This window comes from Sphingobium nicotianae, assembly GCF_018603885.1.
Lineage (GTDB): Bacteria > Pseudomonadota > Alphaproteobacteria > Sphingomonadales > Sphingomonadaceae > Sphingobium > Sphingobium nicotianae.
In genome coordinates, this window is record NZ_JAHGAW010000006.1 from 271247 (window position 1) to 285169 (window position 13923).

Here is a 13923-nt window from a genome sequence, read left to right on the forward strand (position 1 = left end):
AGGCTAGGGAGACGCGAGGTCTGAAGAGCGAGGGCAGGGATATGAGCGCACCGGTGTTTCTGGTCACGGGCGGCAGCCGCGGAATCGGTGCGGCGATCGGCAAAGCCGCGGGCGAGGCGGGATATACCGTGGTGCTGACCTATGTGAGCAACCCCGACGAAGCGGAGCAGGTCGCGGCGCGGATCAGGGCCGAGGGTGGGCAGGCGCAGGCAATCCGCGCCGACACCGGCGAGCCGGCCGACGTCGAGACGCTGTTCGCTGCGGTGGATGCGGCCGGCACGCTCGCGGTCATGGTCTATAATGGCGGCATCACCGGCCCGGCCTCCCGACTCGAGGCTGCGGATCCGGCGACCTTGAGCAAGGTGGTCGGCGTCAATCTCGTCGGTGCGATGCTCTGTGCGCGCGCCGCCATCCCGCGCATGTCGACGCGGCAGGGCGGGGCGGGTGGCGCGATCATCTTCATGTCCTCGCGCGCCAGCGTCTATGGCTCGCCTGATGAATGCGTCTGGTATGCCGCCTCCAAGGGCGGGATCGACAGCCTGACGCTGGGCTTGTCGCGCGAACTGGGGCTGGACGGCATCCGCGTCAACGCCGTCTCGCCCGGACCGATCGACACCGGCATGCTGGGCGAGGAGAAGAAGAGAATGGCACTGGCGCTCTCGCCGGTCGGTCGCATCGGCACGCCGGAAGAAGCTGCGGCGGCGGTCATGTTCCTGGCCTCGGCGGAGGCGAGCTTCGTCACCGGGGCCAATCTGGCGGTCTCCGGCGGGCGCTGAGAGCGGTTTCAGTATGGCCGGCGGTCAAACCGGTATGCCGACTCGATCAAGCGACGCTCTGGCCTGCCGGTAGATCAATCGCCATAATCACCGCATCCGACCCAGACAGGAGTCTGCCCGATGGCCACCGCGAACACGATGTACACCTCCGACGATCCGCGCTCCAAGCTTGCGAGCGGCAGCGCTGTCTCGGGCGGTACCGCCGCGCTCAAGGGCTTCGGCGCATCGAGCTATGCGCTGTTCGGCGAGACCGCGCCGCAGATCGACGACGAGACCGGCAAGACCTGGCTCGCGCGCGGGCAGAACTTCATCATCGCCTATACGCTGGCCAAGCCGGGCGCGACCTTCGAGCGCAGGGGCCAGGTCGACGAATATGTGCTGCTGATCGAGGAGCAGGACGTGCCCGCGACGCTCTCGGCCAATGGCCAGAACGAGAGCATTCCCGGCTTCTCCTTCGTCATCATGCCGCCGGGCGACAGCAGCATCACGCTGCCCAAGGGCGGCGAGATCGTGCGCATGTTCTCGCGCGACAATGAGGATCTGGCGGCGCTCTGCTCGAACGCGGCAGTCTATGCGCAGCAGCACCCCAACATCCCGCCGTTCGTGAAGTGGCCGGAGCCGCCGGCCGGCTACAAGATCCGCGTCTACAGCCTCGACGTGCCGGAAGTGCAGGGGCGCTTCGGGCGGATGTGGCGGTGCACGACCTTCATGGTCAATGTCTTCTATCCGGTCGGCCCGCGCGATCCCGAGGCACTCTCGCCGCATCATCATGACGATTTCGAGCAATGCTCGCTGGCGCTCGGCGGCTCCTATACGCATCATCTGCGCTGGCCGTGGACCGCCAAGCAGTCGGAATGGCGCGAGGACGAGCATGTCGTCTGCCCGGCGCCGTCGATCGGCGTGATCCCGGCCAAATCGATCCACACCTCGGCCTGCACGGCGCCGGAGGACAACCGCCTCGTCGATATCTTCGCGCCGCCGCGCCACGACTTCTCCAAGATGGAGGGCTGGGTGCTGAACGCGGACGAATATCCGGTGCCGCCGGAGGGGTGAGCGTCGCTTAGCTTCTGACGAGGCGGCGGATGGTCAGTCGCAAGCTTTCAGCGTCTTGAGATATTGCGCGCGCAATAAGGCCGGGCGTTTCGGGATGGCCTCGTCCATGAACTCGGCATGGCGGATGCGATCGAGGCGGAAGGTGCGGAAGTCCGTGCGCAGCTCGCACCAGGCCACCAGCAGCCGCGTCGCATCCCGATAGCCGACCAGCAGCGGCCAGATCGTCCGCTCGCTCGGGCGATCCGCCTCGTCGCTATAGGCGATGGCGATCTTGCGACCCTTGCGGATCCATGAACGCAGCTGGACCACATCGAGCCCGTCCGGCGCCATGTTCCAGCTGCGGACGGCGCGCGTGGGACTGTCCATCAGGAACGGCCGCAAATCCTCCGGCAACACCGCCGCGACCTTGGCGAGCACGTCCAGCGCGGCGCGCGCGAGGCCGGGGTCGCCATGCTCCGCCACCCAATGCGCGCCGAGCGCGACGGCATCGATCTCGTCGGCCGTCAGCATGAGCGGCGGCAGATCGAAGCCACCCTCCAGCACATAGCCGACGCCGGCCTCGCCGCGGATCGGCACGCGCTGGCCCATGAGGGCGGCAATGTCGCGATAGATGGAGCGTTTGGACGTTTCCAGCTCCTCGGCGATCGCGTCGGCAGTGACGGGGCGGCCATTGCGGCGGAGGATCTGGACGATCTGGAAGAGGCGGTCGGCTTTGCGCATTACAGATCCTTACTGCCATGCTGCTGACATCATGCTGTCAGCAGCATGGCAGTAGTCTCTTTCGCACACAAGACGGGAGATTCGACGATGCTCAAGACCTATTTCGGCAGTTGCCATTGCGGCGACGTCACCTTCGCGGCCGAGATCGATCTGGCCGAAGGGTCGGGGCGGTGCAACTGCTCGATCTGCACCAAGCGGCGGGCGTGGAGCGTGATCGTGAAACCGGAGGACTTCCGCCTGCTGCGCGGCGCGGACAAGCTCAGCGATTATCAGTTCGGTACGCGGAGCGGCCACCACCGCTTCTGTTCGCGGTGCGGCTGCGCGCCGTTCGGCGACGGGCATATCGAGGAGATTGGCGGCGACTATGTGTCCATCGCCGTCGCCTGCCTGGACGAGGTGACGCCGGAGGAACTGGCGGCTGTCCCGGTGCGCTATTCGGACGGCCGCAACAATGCCTGGTGGGACGAGCCCCGGGAGATGGCCTATCTGTGAGCGGCCCCCTCTTTCGTCATTCCCGCGAACGCGGGAATCCAGGATGGCGAGGACTGCCCTGCCGCATCCCTGGATTCCCGCGTTCGCGGGAATGACGGAAAGGGAGTATGATGGCGAGTAATGCCACCGATCGTTTCCTGCTGCTCGGCGCTCCGCATCGGCCCCTCAACAACTTGCCGCATGACGCAACCTTGGCTACCGGACAGGACAAGTCGCTCGGTCGGACGAGCCGCTAGAACCGGCCGCATCCGGCCTTGTGGCCCGGTGCCCCGCTCCCCAGATGCGGGGCGCCTGTCCTGACGTCATCATCGGAGCCATTTGTGGATCAATCTCAGCGCAACGCGTCCGTCACCTATAAGCCGCTGCTGCGGTCCTCGGCCTATATCGACGGCAAATGGGTGGACGCCACGACCGGCCAGAGCGTGGACGTGACCGATCCCTTCACCGGCGGCGTGATCAGCAGCATTCCGCTGCTGGAGCAGGCGCAGGTGCAGGCGGCGATCGACGCGGCGGAGCGGGCTTTCCCGGCCTGGGCACGCACCCCGGCGCGCGAGCGCGGCAAGATTTTGCGCAAGCTGCTGGAGCTCATCAACCAGCATCGCGACGATTTCGCCCGGCTGATCACGCTGGAGAACGGCAAGCCGCTCAAGGAGGCCTATGGCGAGGTCGATTATGGCGCGGGTTTCGTCGAGGTCTATGCCGAGGAAGGCCAGCGCTCGCTCGGCGAGATCATCCCGGCGCCGGTCCCGGGCCGCAAGCTTTATGCCGAGCGCGAGCCGGTCGGCGTCAGCGTCGCGATCACGCCCTGGAACTTTCCGCTGGCGATGCTGACCCGCAAGTTCGCGCCCGCCCTCGCGGCCGGCTGCACGATGGTCGCCAAGCCCGCGAGCCAGACGCCGCTCGCCGCACTCGCGCTCGCCCAACTCGCCGAGGAAGCGGGCGTGCCGCCGGGCGTGTTCAGCGTCGTCACCGGCAAGGCGAGCATGATCGGCGATCTGTTCACCAAGTCGCCAATCGTGCGCAAGATCAGCTTCACCGGCTCGACCGAGATCGGCGTGCAGCTGATGGCGGCCTCCGCGCCGACCGTGAAGCGCCTGTCGATGGAGCTGGGCGGCAACGCGCCGATGCTGATCTTCGACGATGCCGATCTCGGCACGGCGGTCGACGCGGCGATGATCGCCAAGTTCCGCAATTGCGGCCAGAGCTGCATCGCGGCCAACCGCATCTATGTCCAGAAGGGCATCTACGACACGTTCGTGAACACCTTTGCGCAGCGCGTCGGCGCGATGAAGCTGGGCGATGGGCTGGAGATGGACACCGACATCGGTCCGCTGATCGACGAAGCGGCGGTCAACAAGGTCAACGAGCATCTTGACGATGCGCTGGCCGGCGGTGCGGTGCTGAAGGTCGGGGCGCGGGGCGAGGGACGAATGCAGCCGCCGACGCTCGTCACCAATGTCGCGCAGGACGCCTTGCTGACGCGCGAGGAGACATTCGGTCCGCTTGCCGGGCTCGTTGCGTTCGAAAGCTACGACGATGCGATCCGCCTCGCCAACAATACGCCGTTCGGCCTTGCGTCCTATGTCTGCTCGACCAGCATGGAGACGATCACGCGGGCAACGCGCGACATCGAGAGCGGCATGGTCGGGGTCAATACCGGCCTTATCTCGACACCTTATGCGCCGTTCGGCGGGGTCAAGCTGTCCGGCATCGGCAAGGAAGGGTCGCACCATGGCCTCGAGGAATATCTGAACCTCAAATATGTCTGTCACGCCGGGTTATAACTGATCCTCCCCATCGCAGATGGGGAGAGGGACCATCCGCAGGATGGTGGAGGGGAAACCCGGCGTTGCGCCATTTCCCCTCCACCGCCTTCGGCGGTCCCCTCTCCAGACAAGTCTGGGGAGGAATTTGGAAGAGAGGAACATTATGCGCCGCGCCAAGAAAGTGATCCTGACCTGCGCGCCGACGGGGTCGATCCACACGCCGTCGATGTCGCCCTATCTGCCGATCACGGCGGCACAGATCGCGGAGTCCGCAATCGAGGCGGCGGAGGCGGGTGCGACCGTGCTCCACCTGCATGCCCGCAACGACGCGGACGGTAGTCCGAGCCCCAAGGCGGCGGACTTCGAGCGCTTCCTGCCGCGCATCAAGCAGTCGACCGACGCAGTGATCAACATCTCGACCGGCGGCAGCGCGATGATGTCGCTCGACGACCGGCTGGAGGGCGCCAAGACCTTCAAGCCGGAGGTCTGCTCGCTCAACATGGGGCCGCTGATCTTCGACTTCAGCGCGGCGGGCAAGCGCGTGGAGACCTGGCAGCATCCCTGGGAAAAGGAGTATGTCGAGAGCTCGCGCGGCCGCATCATGTACAACGACAATGTCTATATCGAGCGGATCATGACGGAGGTCGGCCAGGCCTTCGGCACCAAGTTTGAGTTCGAATGCTACGATATCGGCCATCTCTACAATCTCGCTCATTTCGTCGACAAGGGCCTGGTGAAGGCGCCTTTCTTCATCCAGGGCGTGTTTGGCGTGCAGGGCGGCCTGGGCGCGGATCCCGGCAATCTGGCCTATATGGTCGCGACCGCGGACAAGCTGTTCGGCGAGGATTATATGTTCTCCGCCTTTGCCGCGGGGCGTATGCAGATGCCGTTCGGGACGCTCAGCGTCATCAATGGCGGCCATGCCCGTGTGGGCCTGGAGGACAGCCTGTTCATCGGCCGGGGCGAGCTGGCGACAAGCAATGCCGAGCAGGTGCGCAAGCTGCGGATCGTGATCGAGACTCTCGGCTATGAAGTCGCGACCCCCGCCGAGGCGCGCGAGATGCTGGGCCTGAAGGGCGGCGATCAGGTCGGTTTCTGAGGCAAGAGGCAAAGAGCTCAGGGCGAACGGTTTGTAGAGAGGCGAAGTGGCTCTCTTGATCCAGCCGGACTGGTGAGCCGACTGATCTGGAAATAGTGGCTGAAATCAACATGGGCGGCGTGACAAGGTCGCAGCGCCGGTCCTATGGTCATGCTCGACTCTGCTGCTTCTGCCCGGCGAAAGGGACCGGACGGGCGGCAGGGCGGTCACGGAGGGGACAAAGTGCGACACGAGCTTCATCGCTGGCGGGGGCGGCTGGCGGCCGCTCTGGGCGCCACGATCCTGGCGGGAGCCCCCGCCATGGCGCAGGCGCCCGGCGAGGCGAGCGCCGTCAATATCCCGACCTGCGACCGCGCCTGCCTTATCGATCATGCGCGCGACTATATGAAGGCGCTGGCGGCGCATGACGCGGGCAAGGCGAAATTCGCCGACGATGTGCAGTTCACCGAGAATAATGTCGTCATCCCCATCGGCAAGGGCCTGTGGAACTCGATCAGCAAGGTCGCGCCGACCGGGCTGGAGCTGGCCGACCCGCTGACCGGGCAGGCTGGCTGGTTCGGCGTGATCTGGGAGCATGACATCCCCGCCATTTATGCGATGCGCATCCATGTGACGGCCGGCAAGATCGACGAGGTCGAGACCGTCGTTCACCGCAAGACAGGCCTGCCGGCGCCGTTCGGCGACCCGGACAAGGTCGAGCATGATCCCGAGTTCAACGCCGTGCTGCCGCCCGAGGAGCGCCGCTCGCGCGCACGGCTGGTCGCGGTGGCGCAGAGCTATTTCAACACGGTCGAGCGCAATGACGGCATGACCTTCGCCACCTTCTCGCAGGATTGCGGGCGGCTGGAGAACGGCATCAGCACGACCGCGCCGCGCTCCGGGCCGGGCGGCAACGCCTCCAATATCGCGGCTGGCTGCGAGGCGCAGTTCAAGCTCGGCATCTACCGGATCAACAAGCGCATCCGCGAACGGCGCTTCCCGCTGGTCGACGAGGAGCGCGGCGTGGTGATGGCTTCGGGCTTCTTCGATCATGACAATGAGGTCGACAATTACAAGCTCACCAACGGGCGCGAGATGAAGACGGCGCTCAAATGGCCCAACAGCATCTCGCTGCTGGAGGCGTTTCGCGTGAAAAATGGCGAGATCCAGCGGATCGAGGCGGTGTTCACCTACGTCCCCTATTTCATGCACAATCCCTGGGCGACGGGCCCCGGCCGCGAGGAGGCAAGCGAATGAGCCGGCAGATGATCCGCTTCGCGCTCGCCGCCACCAGCCTCGCGCTCGTCCCCGCCACCGCGCGGGCGCAAAGCTGCGACGCCGCCTGCATGGCCGACCTCGCCAATCGCTTCATGGACGCAATGACCAAGGCCGATCCGCAGGGCCTGCCCTGGGCCGAGAAGGTCGGCTATGCCGAGAACAGCACCAAGGTGCGGATCGGCGAAAGCAGCTGGGTGACGATCAAGGGTCGCGCCAAGTCGCCGCTCGTCGTCGCGGATCCGCAGACGGGGCATGTGACCTGGATCGGCATGATCGACGATCATGGCCAGCCGGGCTTCTACGCGATGGATATGCGCGTGAAGGACGGCAAGATCGCCGCGGTCCAGTCCGTCATTCGCCGCAAGGAAGGGCGTCCGCCGTTCGGCGATCCGGCCACATATGCGCCGGACAAGAAATATGCGACGGTGGTGCCGGGCAAGGCGCGGCTGCCGCGCGGGCAGATGATCGGCCTGGTCGATGCTTATTATGCCGGGCTGGCGTCCAATGGCGCCAAGCTCTCGGTCGGCTTCGACAAGGGCTGTGCCGTCATCGAGAATGGCGTGCGCATGACCGGCAACCTGCCCGCCGTCGCGGGCGGCGACGCGGGCTGCGAGAGCGCCTTTAAGCGCGGCCTTTATGGCGAGCTGGAAGCGGTGCGGCATCAGGTGCTGGCCGTTGACGAGGCGAGGGGATTGGTCGCGGCGATCGGCTATCGCGACATGCCCGGCGCCAAGACCAGCTTCACCGCGCAGGACGGCACGACCTATCCGGCCGAGGCGCTCTATCCGCGCACGGTGGGCTTCGTCAGCGTCTTCAAGATCGAGGGCGGCAAGATCGCGCGGCTGGAGACGATCGCCAACGAGGTGCCCTATCTGATGCCGGCGCCATTCAACGCGCCCAAGGCCAAGGATGTCGTGATCGACGACACCGCCGTCTTCATGGAGAGCGCGACGTCCGACAGTGCGGGCAATCTCTATTCGGGCAGCTTCAAGGGTAATATCTACCGCGCCGTCCCCGGCAGCGGGACGGCGATCGCGTGGATCCGGCCGGATGCAACCAACAAGCTGGCCTCGGTGCTCGGCGTGCTCGCGGATGAGAAATCCAACACGCTGTGGGCCTGCTCGATCCCGATGGGCAAGACCGGCGAGGTCTCCGCGCTGGCGGCGTTCGATCTGAAAAGCGGCGCCTTCAGGCAGCGCTACGAGATGCCGGCGCCGGCGAGCGCCTGCAACGACATCGCGATCGACAAGGACGGCACCGCCTTCGTCGCCGAGACGACCAACGGTCGCATCCTGACCCTGAAGCCGGGCGCCAGGGAGGTCTCGCTGCTCGTCGAAGACAAGGCGCTGCTGGTCGGCGTGGACGGCATCGCCTTTGGCGGCGACGGCACGCTCTATGTCAACAATGTCCGGCAGAACAGCATGTTGCGGGTCAATCGCAAGGCGGACGGCAGCTTCGCCAGCCTGACCCCGCTCAAGGTCTCGATGCCGCTCAACGGGCCGGATGGTCTGCGGCCAATCGGCGGCAACCGCTTCCTGCAGGCGGAAGGGCCGGCGGGGCGGATCAGCCTGCTCACCATCGAGGGCGATGTCGTCACGATGAAGGTGCTCAAGGACGGAATGGACGGGGTGCCGGGCGTCACGACGATCGGCCACACCGCCTATGCGGTCGAGAGCAAGGGGCGCTTTCTGTTCGATCCGGCGATGAAGGGCAAGGACCCGGGCGTGTTCGCGCTACGGGCCGTGCCATTGGGAGGGATACAATGAAAAGAGCCATGATCGCGCTGGCTGGTGCGGGATTGCTGGCGGCGATGCCGGCGCCCGTGCTGGCGCAGGGCAATGTCGATGCGGAGATCGCCGCGCTGACCCTGCGCGTGCAGAAGCTGGAGGGCGCGCGCGCCGTCAAGAAGCTGCAGCGTGCCTTTGCTTATTATGTCGACCGCGGCCTGTGGGACGACGCGGCCGACCTGTTCGCCGACAATGGCACGATCGAGATCGGCGCTGACGGCGTCTATGTCGGCAAGAAGCGCGTCCACGACTATCTCGAGAAGCTGCATGGCGGCCAGGACGGCCTGATCTACGGCCAGCTCAACGAGTGGGTGACGCTGCAGCCGCTCGTCGACGTCGCGGCCGACGGGCGCAGCGCCAAGGCGCGCTGGCGCGATCTGGGCATGCTCGGCCAGTATCACAAGCATGCCGAATGGCGCGACGGCATCTACGAGAATGAGTATGTGAAGGAGGACGGGGTCTGGAAGATCAAGTCCGTCCATCTCTACGTCAATTTCGTCACACCGGTGGAGAAGGGCTGGGCGCGGCTGAAGCCAGGCGAAGGCCTGGCGCCGAGCGAGACGAGCAAGGCGATGCCGCCGGACCGGCCGTCGACCGTCAAATACAAGGTCTTCCCGGATACGCAGATCCCCGCCTTCCACGGGCCCAATCCGGTCAGTGGCCGCAACGTGACGGAGACAGCCCGATGAGCGCGCGCATATTCATGCGGGGAGCGCTGCTCCTCGGCCTTGCCACCGTCGCCGTCTCGCCCGTCGCTGTCCAGGCGCAGGGCGGCGACGTGAGGGCCAAGCTCGCTGCCTACAAGCATCGCGTCGAGTTGCTGGAGGATCAGGACGCCGTGGAGAATCTCCAGGCGAGCTATGGCTATTATTTCGACAAGGGCCTGTGGAACCAGGCGGCCGACCTGTTCAGCGCCAGGGGCACCTTCGAATATGGCCAGCGCGGCGTCTATATCGGCCCGGCACGCATCCGCCAGGCGATGCTGCTGTTCGGGCCGCAGGGGCTTGCCAAGGGGCATCTCAACAATCACATGATGCTGCAGCCGATCATCGTGGTCGCGCCGGACGGGCGCACCGCGACCGGGCGCTTCCAGGGCATGGTCATGCTGGCCGAGCCGGGCACCAACGGCATCTGGGGCGTCGGCATTTCCGAGAATGAATATGTCAAGGAAGCCGGCGTCTGGAAGATTTCCAAGCAGCATTTCTACGTGACGGCCGAGACCGATTATGACTTGGGCTTCGCCAAGCAGGCGCTGCCGATGCCCGGGCCGAGCGCGCTGTTCCCGCCCGATCTGCCGCCCACCGAGGTGTACCGGTCGTTCCCGCAGGCCTATATTCCGCCCTACAGCTACAATCATCCGGTGACCGGCAAGCCGCTCAAGGATCTTCCCATGGCGGGCGACGATGTCGTGGGCCGCCCGGACAGGGGGATGAAGAAATGACGATGAAGAAAGCGCTCATGGCTGCCTTGCTCGCGGCCATCGCCACCCCCGTGCTCGCGCAGTCCGCGGCGGACAAGCTCGCCGATCTCGACAAGCGCATCACGCGGCTCGAGGACCTCAACGCCATCGAGCGGTTGCAGCGAACCTATGGCTATTTCGTCGACAAAAGCCAGTGGATCCCGCTCGCGGACCTGTTCACCGACGACGCCACGCTGGAGATTGGCGGCAAGGGGCTGTTCCTCGGCAAGAAGCGCGTGCTCGAATATATGCAGGTCGCCTTCCATGGTGACGGTGCGAAGGTTGGCTCGCTTGCCAACCACATGCAGTTTCAGCCGATCCCCGACATCTCGGCGGACGGCAAGACCGGCTGGGTGCGCTCGCGCGCCTTTGTGATGAGCAATGGCGGCTGGGGCCTGCCGCTCTACGAGAATGAATATCGCAAGGAGAATGGCGTCTGGAAGATCAGCCGCCTGTCGGGTCCCTTCACCATGTACACCAGCTGGGAGGGCTGGGGGAAATGGGCGATGAACAATACCTGGCCCGACAAGTTCGACCCGGCGCCGGACCTGCCGCCCTCAACGGTCTATCTGACCTATCCGGCCTATTACATCATCCCGTTCCACTATCCCAATCCGGTGACCGGCAAGGCCTTCCCGATCCTCAAGTCGGACATCGGCGCCCATGCCGGCCCTCCGGGATCGAAAATTCAGGATGAATGGGCGCACACCGCCCGGCTGGTCGACGGCACGCAGCCGATCGGCGAACCTCCCAAGGAATGATGCGCATGACGATGTGGAAGAAGCCGGTGGCCCTGCTCACGGCGCTGGCGCTCGGCCTGTCCGGCTTCGGTTTCGCGGTGGCGGACGCCGTTGCGGAGGGGGGCAAGGGGCCGGCCTGGCTCGACAGCGCCCGCATGGCCAAGCAGGAAACCGACGGCACCGACTGGGTGCATGACGGGCGGACCTACAGTGCCCAGCGCTACAGCCCGCTGACGCAGATCAACGCGAGCAACGTCAACCAGCTCGGCATTACCTGGTACGACGAACTCGACACCTATCGCGGCGTCGAGGCGACGCCGCTCTATGCCGATGGCGTCATCTACAACACGCTGCCCTGGAACATCACCATGGCCTATGACGCCCGCACGGGCAAAAGGCTGTGGACCTACGACCCGCAGGTGCCGCGCGAGTTCGGCCGCTATGCCTGCTGCGAGCCGGATGCGCGCGGTCTTGCCATGTGGAAGGGCAAGATCATCATCAACACGCTCGACGGCCGCCTGATCGCGCTCGATGCGGCGACGGGCAAGCCGGTCTGGACCGTCCAGACCTTCGAGCACGACATGCCCTACACGATCACCGGCGCGCCGCGCGTGTTCGACGGCAAGGTGGTGGTCGGCAATTCGGGCGGCGACCTGGGCGTGCGCGGCTTCGCGGCGGCCTATGATGCCGAGACGGGCAAGAAGCTGTGGAAATTCTACCTGACGCCCGGCGATCCCGCCAAGGGACCGGACGGCGAGGCATCCGACAGCGTCATGGCGATGGCCGCCAAGACCTGGGCCGGCGAATGGTGGAAGCTGGGCGGCGGCGCCAATCCGTGGGACAGCATCTCCTACGACCCCAAGCTCAACACGGTCTATATCGGCACCGGCAACGGATCGCCGCTCAGCTGGCATTATCGCAGCCAGAGCAAGGGCGACAATCTGTTCGTCTGCTCGATCGTCGCGGTCGATGCGACGACCGGCAAGTATAAGTGGCACTATCAGATGGTGCCGGAAGAGGATTGGGATTTCACCTGCACCTCGTCGATCGTGTCGGCCGATCTCAAGATCAAGGGCAGGATGCGTCAGGTGATCATGCAGGCGCCCAAGAACGGCTTCTATTATGTGCTCGATCGCAAGACCGGCGAATTCATCTCCGCCGAGAAGATCGCGCCGGTCAACTGGGCGCTGGGCTTCGACAAGAAGGGCCGGCCGATCATGAACCCGGCCGCGCATTACGGCACCGATCCGGTGCTAGTGATGCCGAGCGCGGGCGGGGCGCACAACTGGTTCCCGATGGGCTACAGCCCGCGCACCAAGCTCGCTTATCTGCCGACCTATGAGTGGGGCATGGTCTATGCCCGCGATCCCAATTATCAGGCCAAGCCGTTCCGCTCCAACTCGGGCTGGGGCGGCTATACCGGTGACGCGCTCAAGAAACGGATCGCGCTGCAGGCCGAGGCGGCCAAGATGGAGAAGGCATTCCTCACCGCCTGGGATCCGGTCGCGCAGAAAGCGGTCTGGAAAGTGCCGCTGCCGCGCCACGGCAATGGCGGTGTGATGATCACTGGCAGCGATCTGGTGTTCGAGGGCACGACCAAACAGACTTTCGCGGCGTTCGATGCCCGCACCGGCAAGATACTGTGGGAAATGCCGGTGCAGAGCGCGCCGGTGGGCGGTGCGATCACCTACATGCTGGACGGCGTGCAATATATCGCGGTCAATGCCGGCTGGGGCGGCGGCGCCGCGCAGGTCGAGCGTGGGGCGGGTACCGAGCTGCCGCGCGCCTCGGCCCGGCTGCTCGTGTTCAAGCTCGGCGGCAACGTCCAGCTGCCGCCGCTCAAGGCGGACGAGAAGATCCCCGACCCGCCACCGGTGACCGCCAACGAGGCGACAATCGCGCGCGGTGCCCAGCTCTATGCCCAGACCTGCCAGGGCTGCCATGGCCAGCAGGCGATCGGTGGAGTCAGGGATCTGCGCAAGCTGACCCGCGCGGAGCATGCCAAGTTCAACGACATCGTCCTCGGTGGAATCTCCAAGGACAAGGGCATGGCGAGCTTCGCGGATCTGCTCAAGCAGGACGAGGTCGACGCGATCCACGCTTACATCATCGCCCGCGCCAATGAGGATTGGGGCCGCTCGAGCGAAAGCGCGGCGCCGCATTGAGAGACGAGCCGGGTGCCGTCGTGATCCTCAACGGCGCACCCCGCTCCGGCAAAACCAGCATTGCCAGGGCGATTCAGCAGCGACGGCCCGGGTCCTGGCTCAATCTCGGCGTGGACAATCATATGGCGATGCTGCCCGAGGCGCTGCTGCCCGGTATCGGCCTCCGCCCCGGCAGCGATCGACCCGACCTCCAACCGCTCGTCCCGAAGCTCTATGCGGCGCTTTACGATGCCGTCGCTGCCTTTGCCGGACAGGGCTTCCATGTCGTGATGGACGTCGGCCATCACGACGGGGATATATTGCGTGATTGCCTGCGCAGGCTGGAGGGACTCACCGTCATGCTGGTCGGCGTCCGCTGCCCGATCGATCAGATCATGGCGCGGCGGGAGCGGGATACCGATGGGCGGCATGTTCCGTCGGGCGCGCCGGTGCCAGAGCCGGTGCTGCTCTGGGAACGACATGTGCATGATCCCGGCATCTATGATCTCGAGGTCGACACCGCTGCGCTTCGCCCCGAAGACGCGGCCGACATCATCGGGGCGCAATTGGACAAAGGATTGCCGAAGCCCACCGTGCGCGCGAGATTGCTCGCGTGACGGCGGGACGAGG

13 protein-coding genes are annotated in these 13923 nt (G+C 65.5%); 12 read left to right on the forward strand and 1 reads right to left on the reverse strand.

All coding sequences use genetic code 11. From position 1 onward, the window contains the following. Nucleotides 1-41 precede the first annotated feature (41 nt). On the forward strand, nt 42-776 hold the full coding sequence (locus tag KK488_RS11010; protein WP_214623419.1) for an SDR family NAD(P)-dependent oxidoreductase: 735 nt from the start codon (nt 42-44) through the stop codon (nt 774-776). Nucleotides 777-896: 120 nt separating this feature from the next. Next, nucleotides 897-1829: a cupin domain-containing protein gene (locus KK488_RS11015; RefSeq protein ID WP_214623422.1), complete on the forward strand. Its 933-nt coding sequence runs from the start codon at nt 897-899 to the stop codon at nt 1827-1829. Between the two features lie 33 nt (nt 1830-1862). Here KK488_RS11015 and KK488_RS11020 read toward each other — a convergent pair whose 3' ends face one another. Beyond that, nucleotides 1863-2549, reverse strand: coding sequence for a helix-turn-helix transcriptional regulator (locus KK488_RS11020; RefSeq protein WP_214623424.1), 687 nt, complete (start codon nt 2547-2549; stop codon nt 1863-1865). An 87-nt stretch (nt 2550-2636) separates the two neighbouring features. Here KK488_RS11020 and KK488_RS11025 point away from each other — a divergent pair, with 87 nt between their 5' ends. The 10 genes from KK488_RS11025 (at nt 2637) to KK488_RS11070 (ending at nt 13910) form a co-directional block, all read left to right on the forward strand. Beyond that, entirely contained in the window at nt 2637-3041 is a 405-nt protein-coding gene (locus KK488_RS11025; protein WP_214623427.1) for a GFA family protein, read from the forward strand. A 320-nt stretch (nt 3042-3361) separates the two neighbouring features. Beyond that, nucleotides 3362-4825, forward strand: coding sequence for an NAD-dependent succinate-semialdehyde dehydrogenase (locus KK488_RS11030; RefSeq protein ID WP_214623430.1), 1464 nt, complete (start codon nt 3362-3364; stop codon nt 4823-4825). Nucleotides 4826-4970: 145 nt separating this feature from the next. Beyond that, nucleotides 4971-5906: a 3,5-dioxohexanoate:acetyl-CoA acetone transferase gene (gene kce, locus KK488_RS11035; protein WP_214623432.1), complete on the forward strand. Its 936-nt coding sequence runs from the start codon at nt 4971-4973 to the stop codon at nt 5904-5906. 222 nt (nt 5907-6128) lie between these two features. Then, the gene (locus tag KK488_RS11040) at nt 6129-7142 is read left to right on the forward strand and encodes a DUF8021 domain-containing protein (protein ID WP_214623434.1); all 1014 of its coding nucleotides are present in this window, start codon (nt 6129-6131) and stop codon (nt 7140-7142) included. After that, nucleotides 7139-8929 carry an SMP-30/gluconolactonase/LRE family protein gene (locus KK488_RS11045; protein WP_214623437.1) on the forward strand — a complete coding sequence of 597 codons (1791 nt, stop codon included), beginning with the start codon at nt 7139-7141 and terminating at the stop codon, nt 8927-8929. Before KK488_RS11040 ends, KK488_RS11045 begins: the two co-directional genes overlap by 4 nt. Further along, the gene (locus KK488_RS11050) at nt 8926-9639 is read left to right on the forward strand and encodes a nuclear transport factor 2 family protein (RefSeq protein WP_214623439.1); all 714 of its coding nucleotides are present in this window, start codon (nt 8926-8928) and stop codon (nt 9637-9639) included. The genes KK488_RS11045 and KK488_RS11050 overlap by 4 nt, the downstream gene beginning before the upstream one ends. Next, on the forward strand, nt 9636-10391 hold the full coding sequence (locus KK488_RS11055; RefSeq protein ID WP_214623442.1) for a nuclear transport factor 2 family protein: 756 nt from the start codon (nt 9636-9638) through the stop codon (nt 10389-10391). Before KK488_RS11050 ends, KK488_RS11055 begins: the two co-directional genes overlap by 4 nt. Beyond that, nucleotides 10388-11170, forward strand: a complete 783-nt coding sequence (locus KK488_RS11060) for a nuclear transport factor 2 family protein (RefSeq protein ID WP_214623443.1) — start codon at nt 10388-10390, stop codon at nt 11168-11170. The genes KK488_RS11055 and KK488_RS11060 overlap by 4 nt, the downstream gene beginning before the upstream one ends. Nucleotides 11171-11175: 5 nt before the next feature. Continuing rightward, nucleotides 11176-13314: a PQQ-dependent dehydrogenase, methanol/ethanol family gene (locus tag KK488_RS11065; protein WP_250890267.1), complete on the forward strand. Its 2139-nt coding sequence runs from the start codon at nt 11176-11178 to the stop codon at nt 13312-13314. Next, nucleotides 13311-13910: a chloramphenicol phosphotransferase CPT family protein gene (locus tag KK488_RS11070; protein ID WP_214623444.1), complete on the forward strand. Its 600-nt coding sequence runs from the start codon at nt 13311-13313 to the stop codon at nt 13908-13910. The genes KK488_RS11065 and KK488_RS11070 overlap by 4 nt, the downstream gene beginning before the upstream one ends. Nucleotides 13911-13923 lie beyond the last annotated feature (13 nt).

Coding starts and splice junctions, on each gene's coding strand:
- KK488_RS11065 (WP_250890267.1), top strand. CDS start 11,176: ATGACGATGTGGAAGAAGCCGGTGGCCCTGCTCACGGCGCTGGCGCTC.
- KK488_RS11010 (WP_214623419.1), top strand. CDS start 42: ATGAGCGCACCGGTGTTTCTGGTCACGGGCGGCAGCCGCGGAATCGGT.
- KK488_RS11015 (WP_214623422.1), top strand. CDS start 897: ATGGCCACCGCGAACACGATGTACACCTCCGACGATCCGCGCTCCAAG.
- KK488_RS11020 (WP_214623424.1), bottom strand. CDS start 2,549: ATGCGCAAAGCCGACCGCCTCTTCCAGATCGTCCAGATCCTCCGCCGC.
- KK488_RS11060 (WP_214623443.1), top strand. CDS start 10,388: ATGACGATGAAGAAAGCGCTCATGGCTGCCTTGCTCGCGGCCATCGCC.
- kce (WP_214623432.1), top strand. CDS start 4,971: ATGCGCCGCGCCAAGAAAGTGATCCTGACCTGCGCGCCGACGGGGTCG.
- KK488_RS11045 (WP_214623437.1), top strand. CDS start 7,139: ATGAGCCGGCAGATGATCCGCTTCGCGCTCGCCGCCACCAGCCTCGCG.
- KK488_RS11025 (WP_214623427.1), top strand. CDS start 2,637: ATGCTCAAGACCTATTTCGGCAGTTGCCATTGCGGCGACGTCACCTTC.
- KK488_RS11050 (WP_214623439.1), top strand. CDS start 8,926: ATGAAAAGAGCCATGATCGCGCTGGCTGGTGCGGGATTGCTGGCGGCG.
- KK488_RS11055 (WP_214623442.1), top strand. CDS start 9,636: ATGAGCGCGCGCATATTCATGCGGGGAGCGCTGCTCCTCGGCCTTGCC.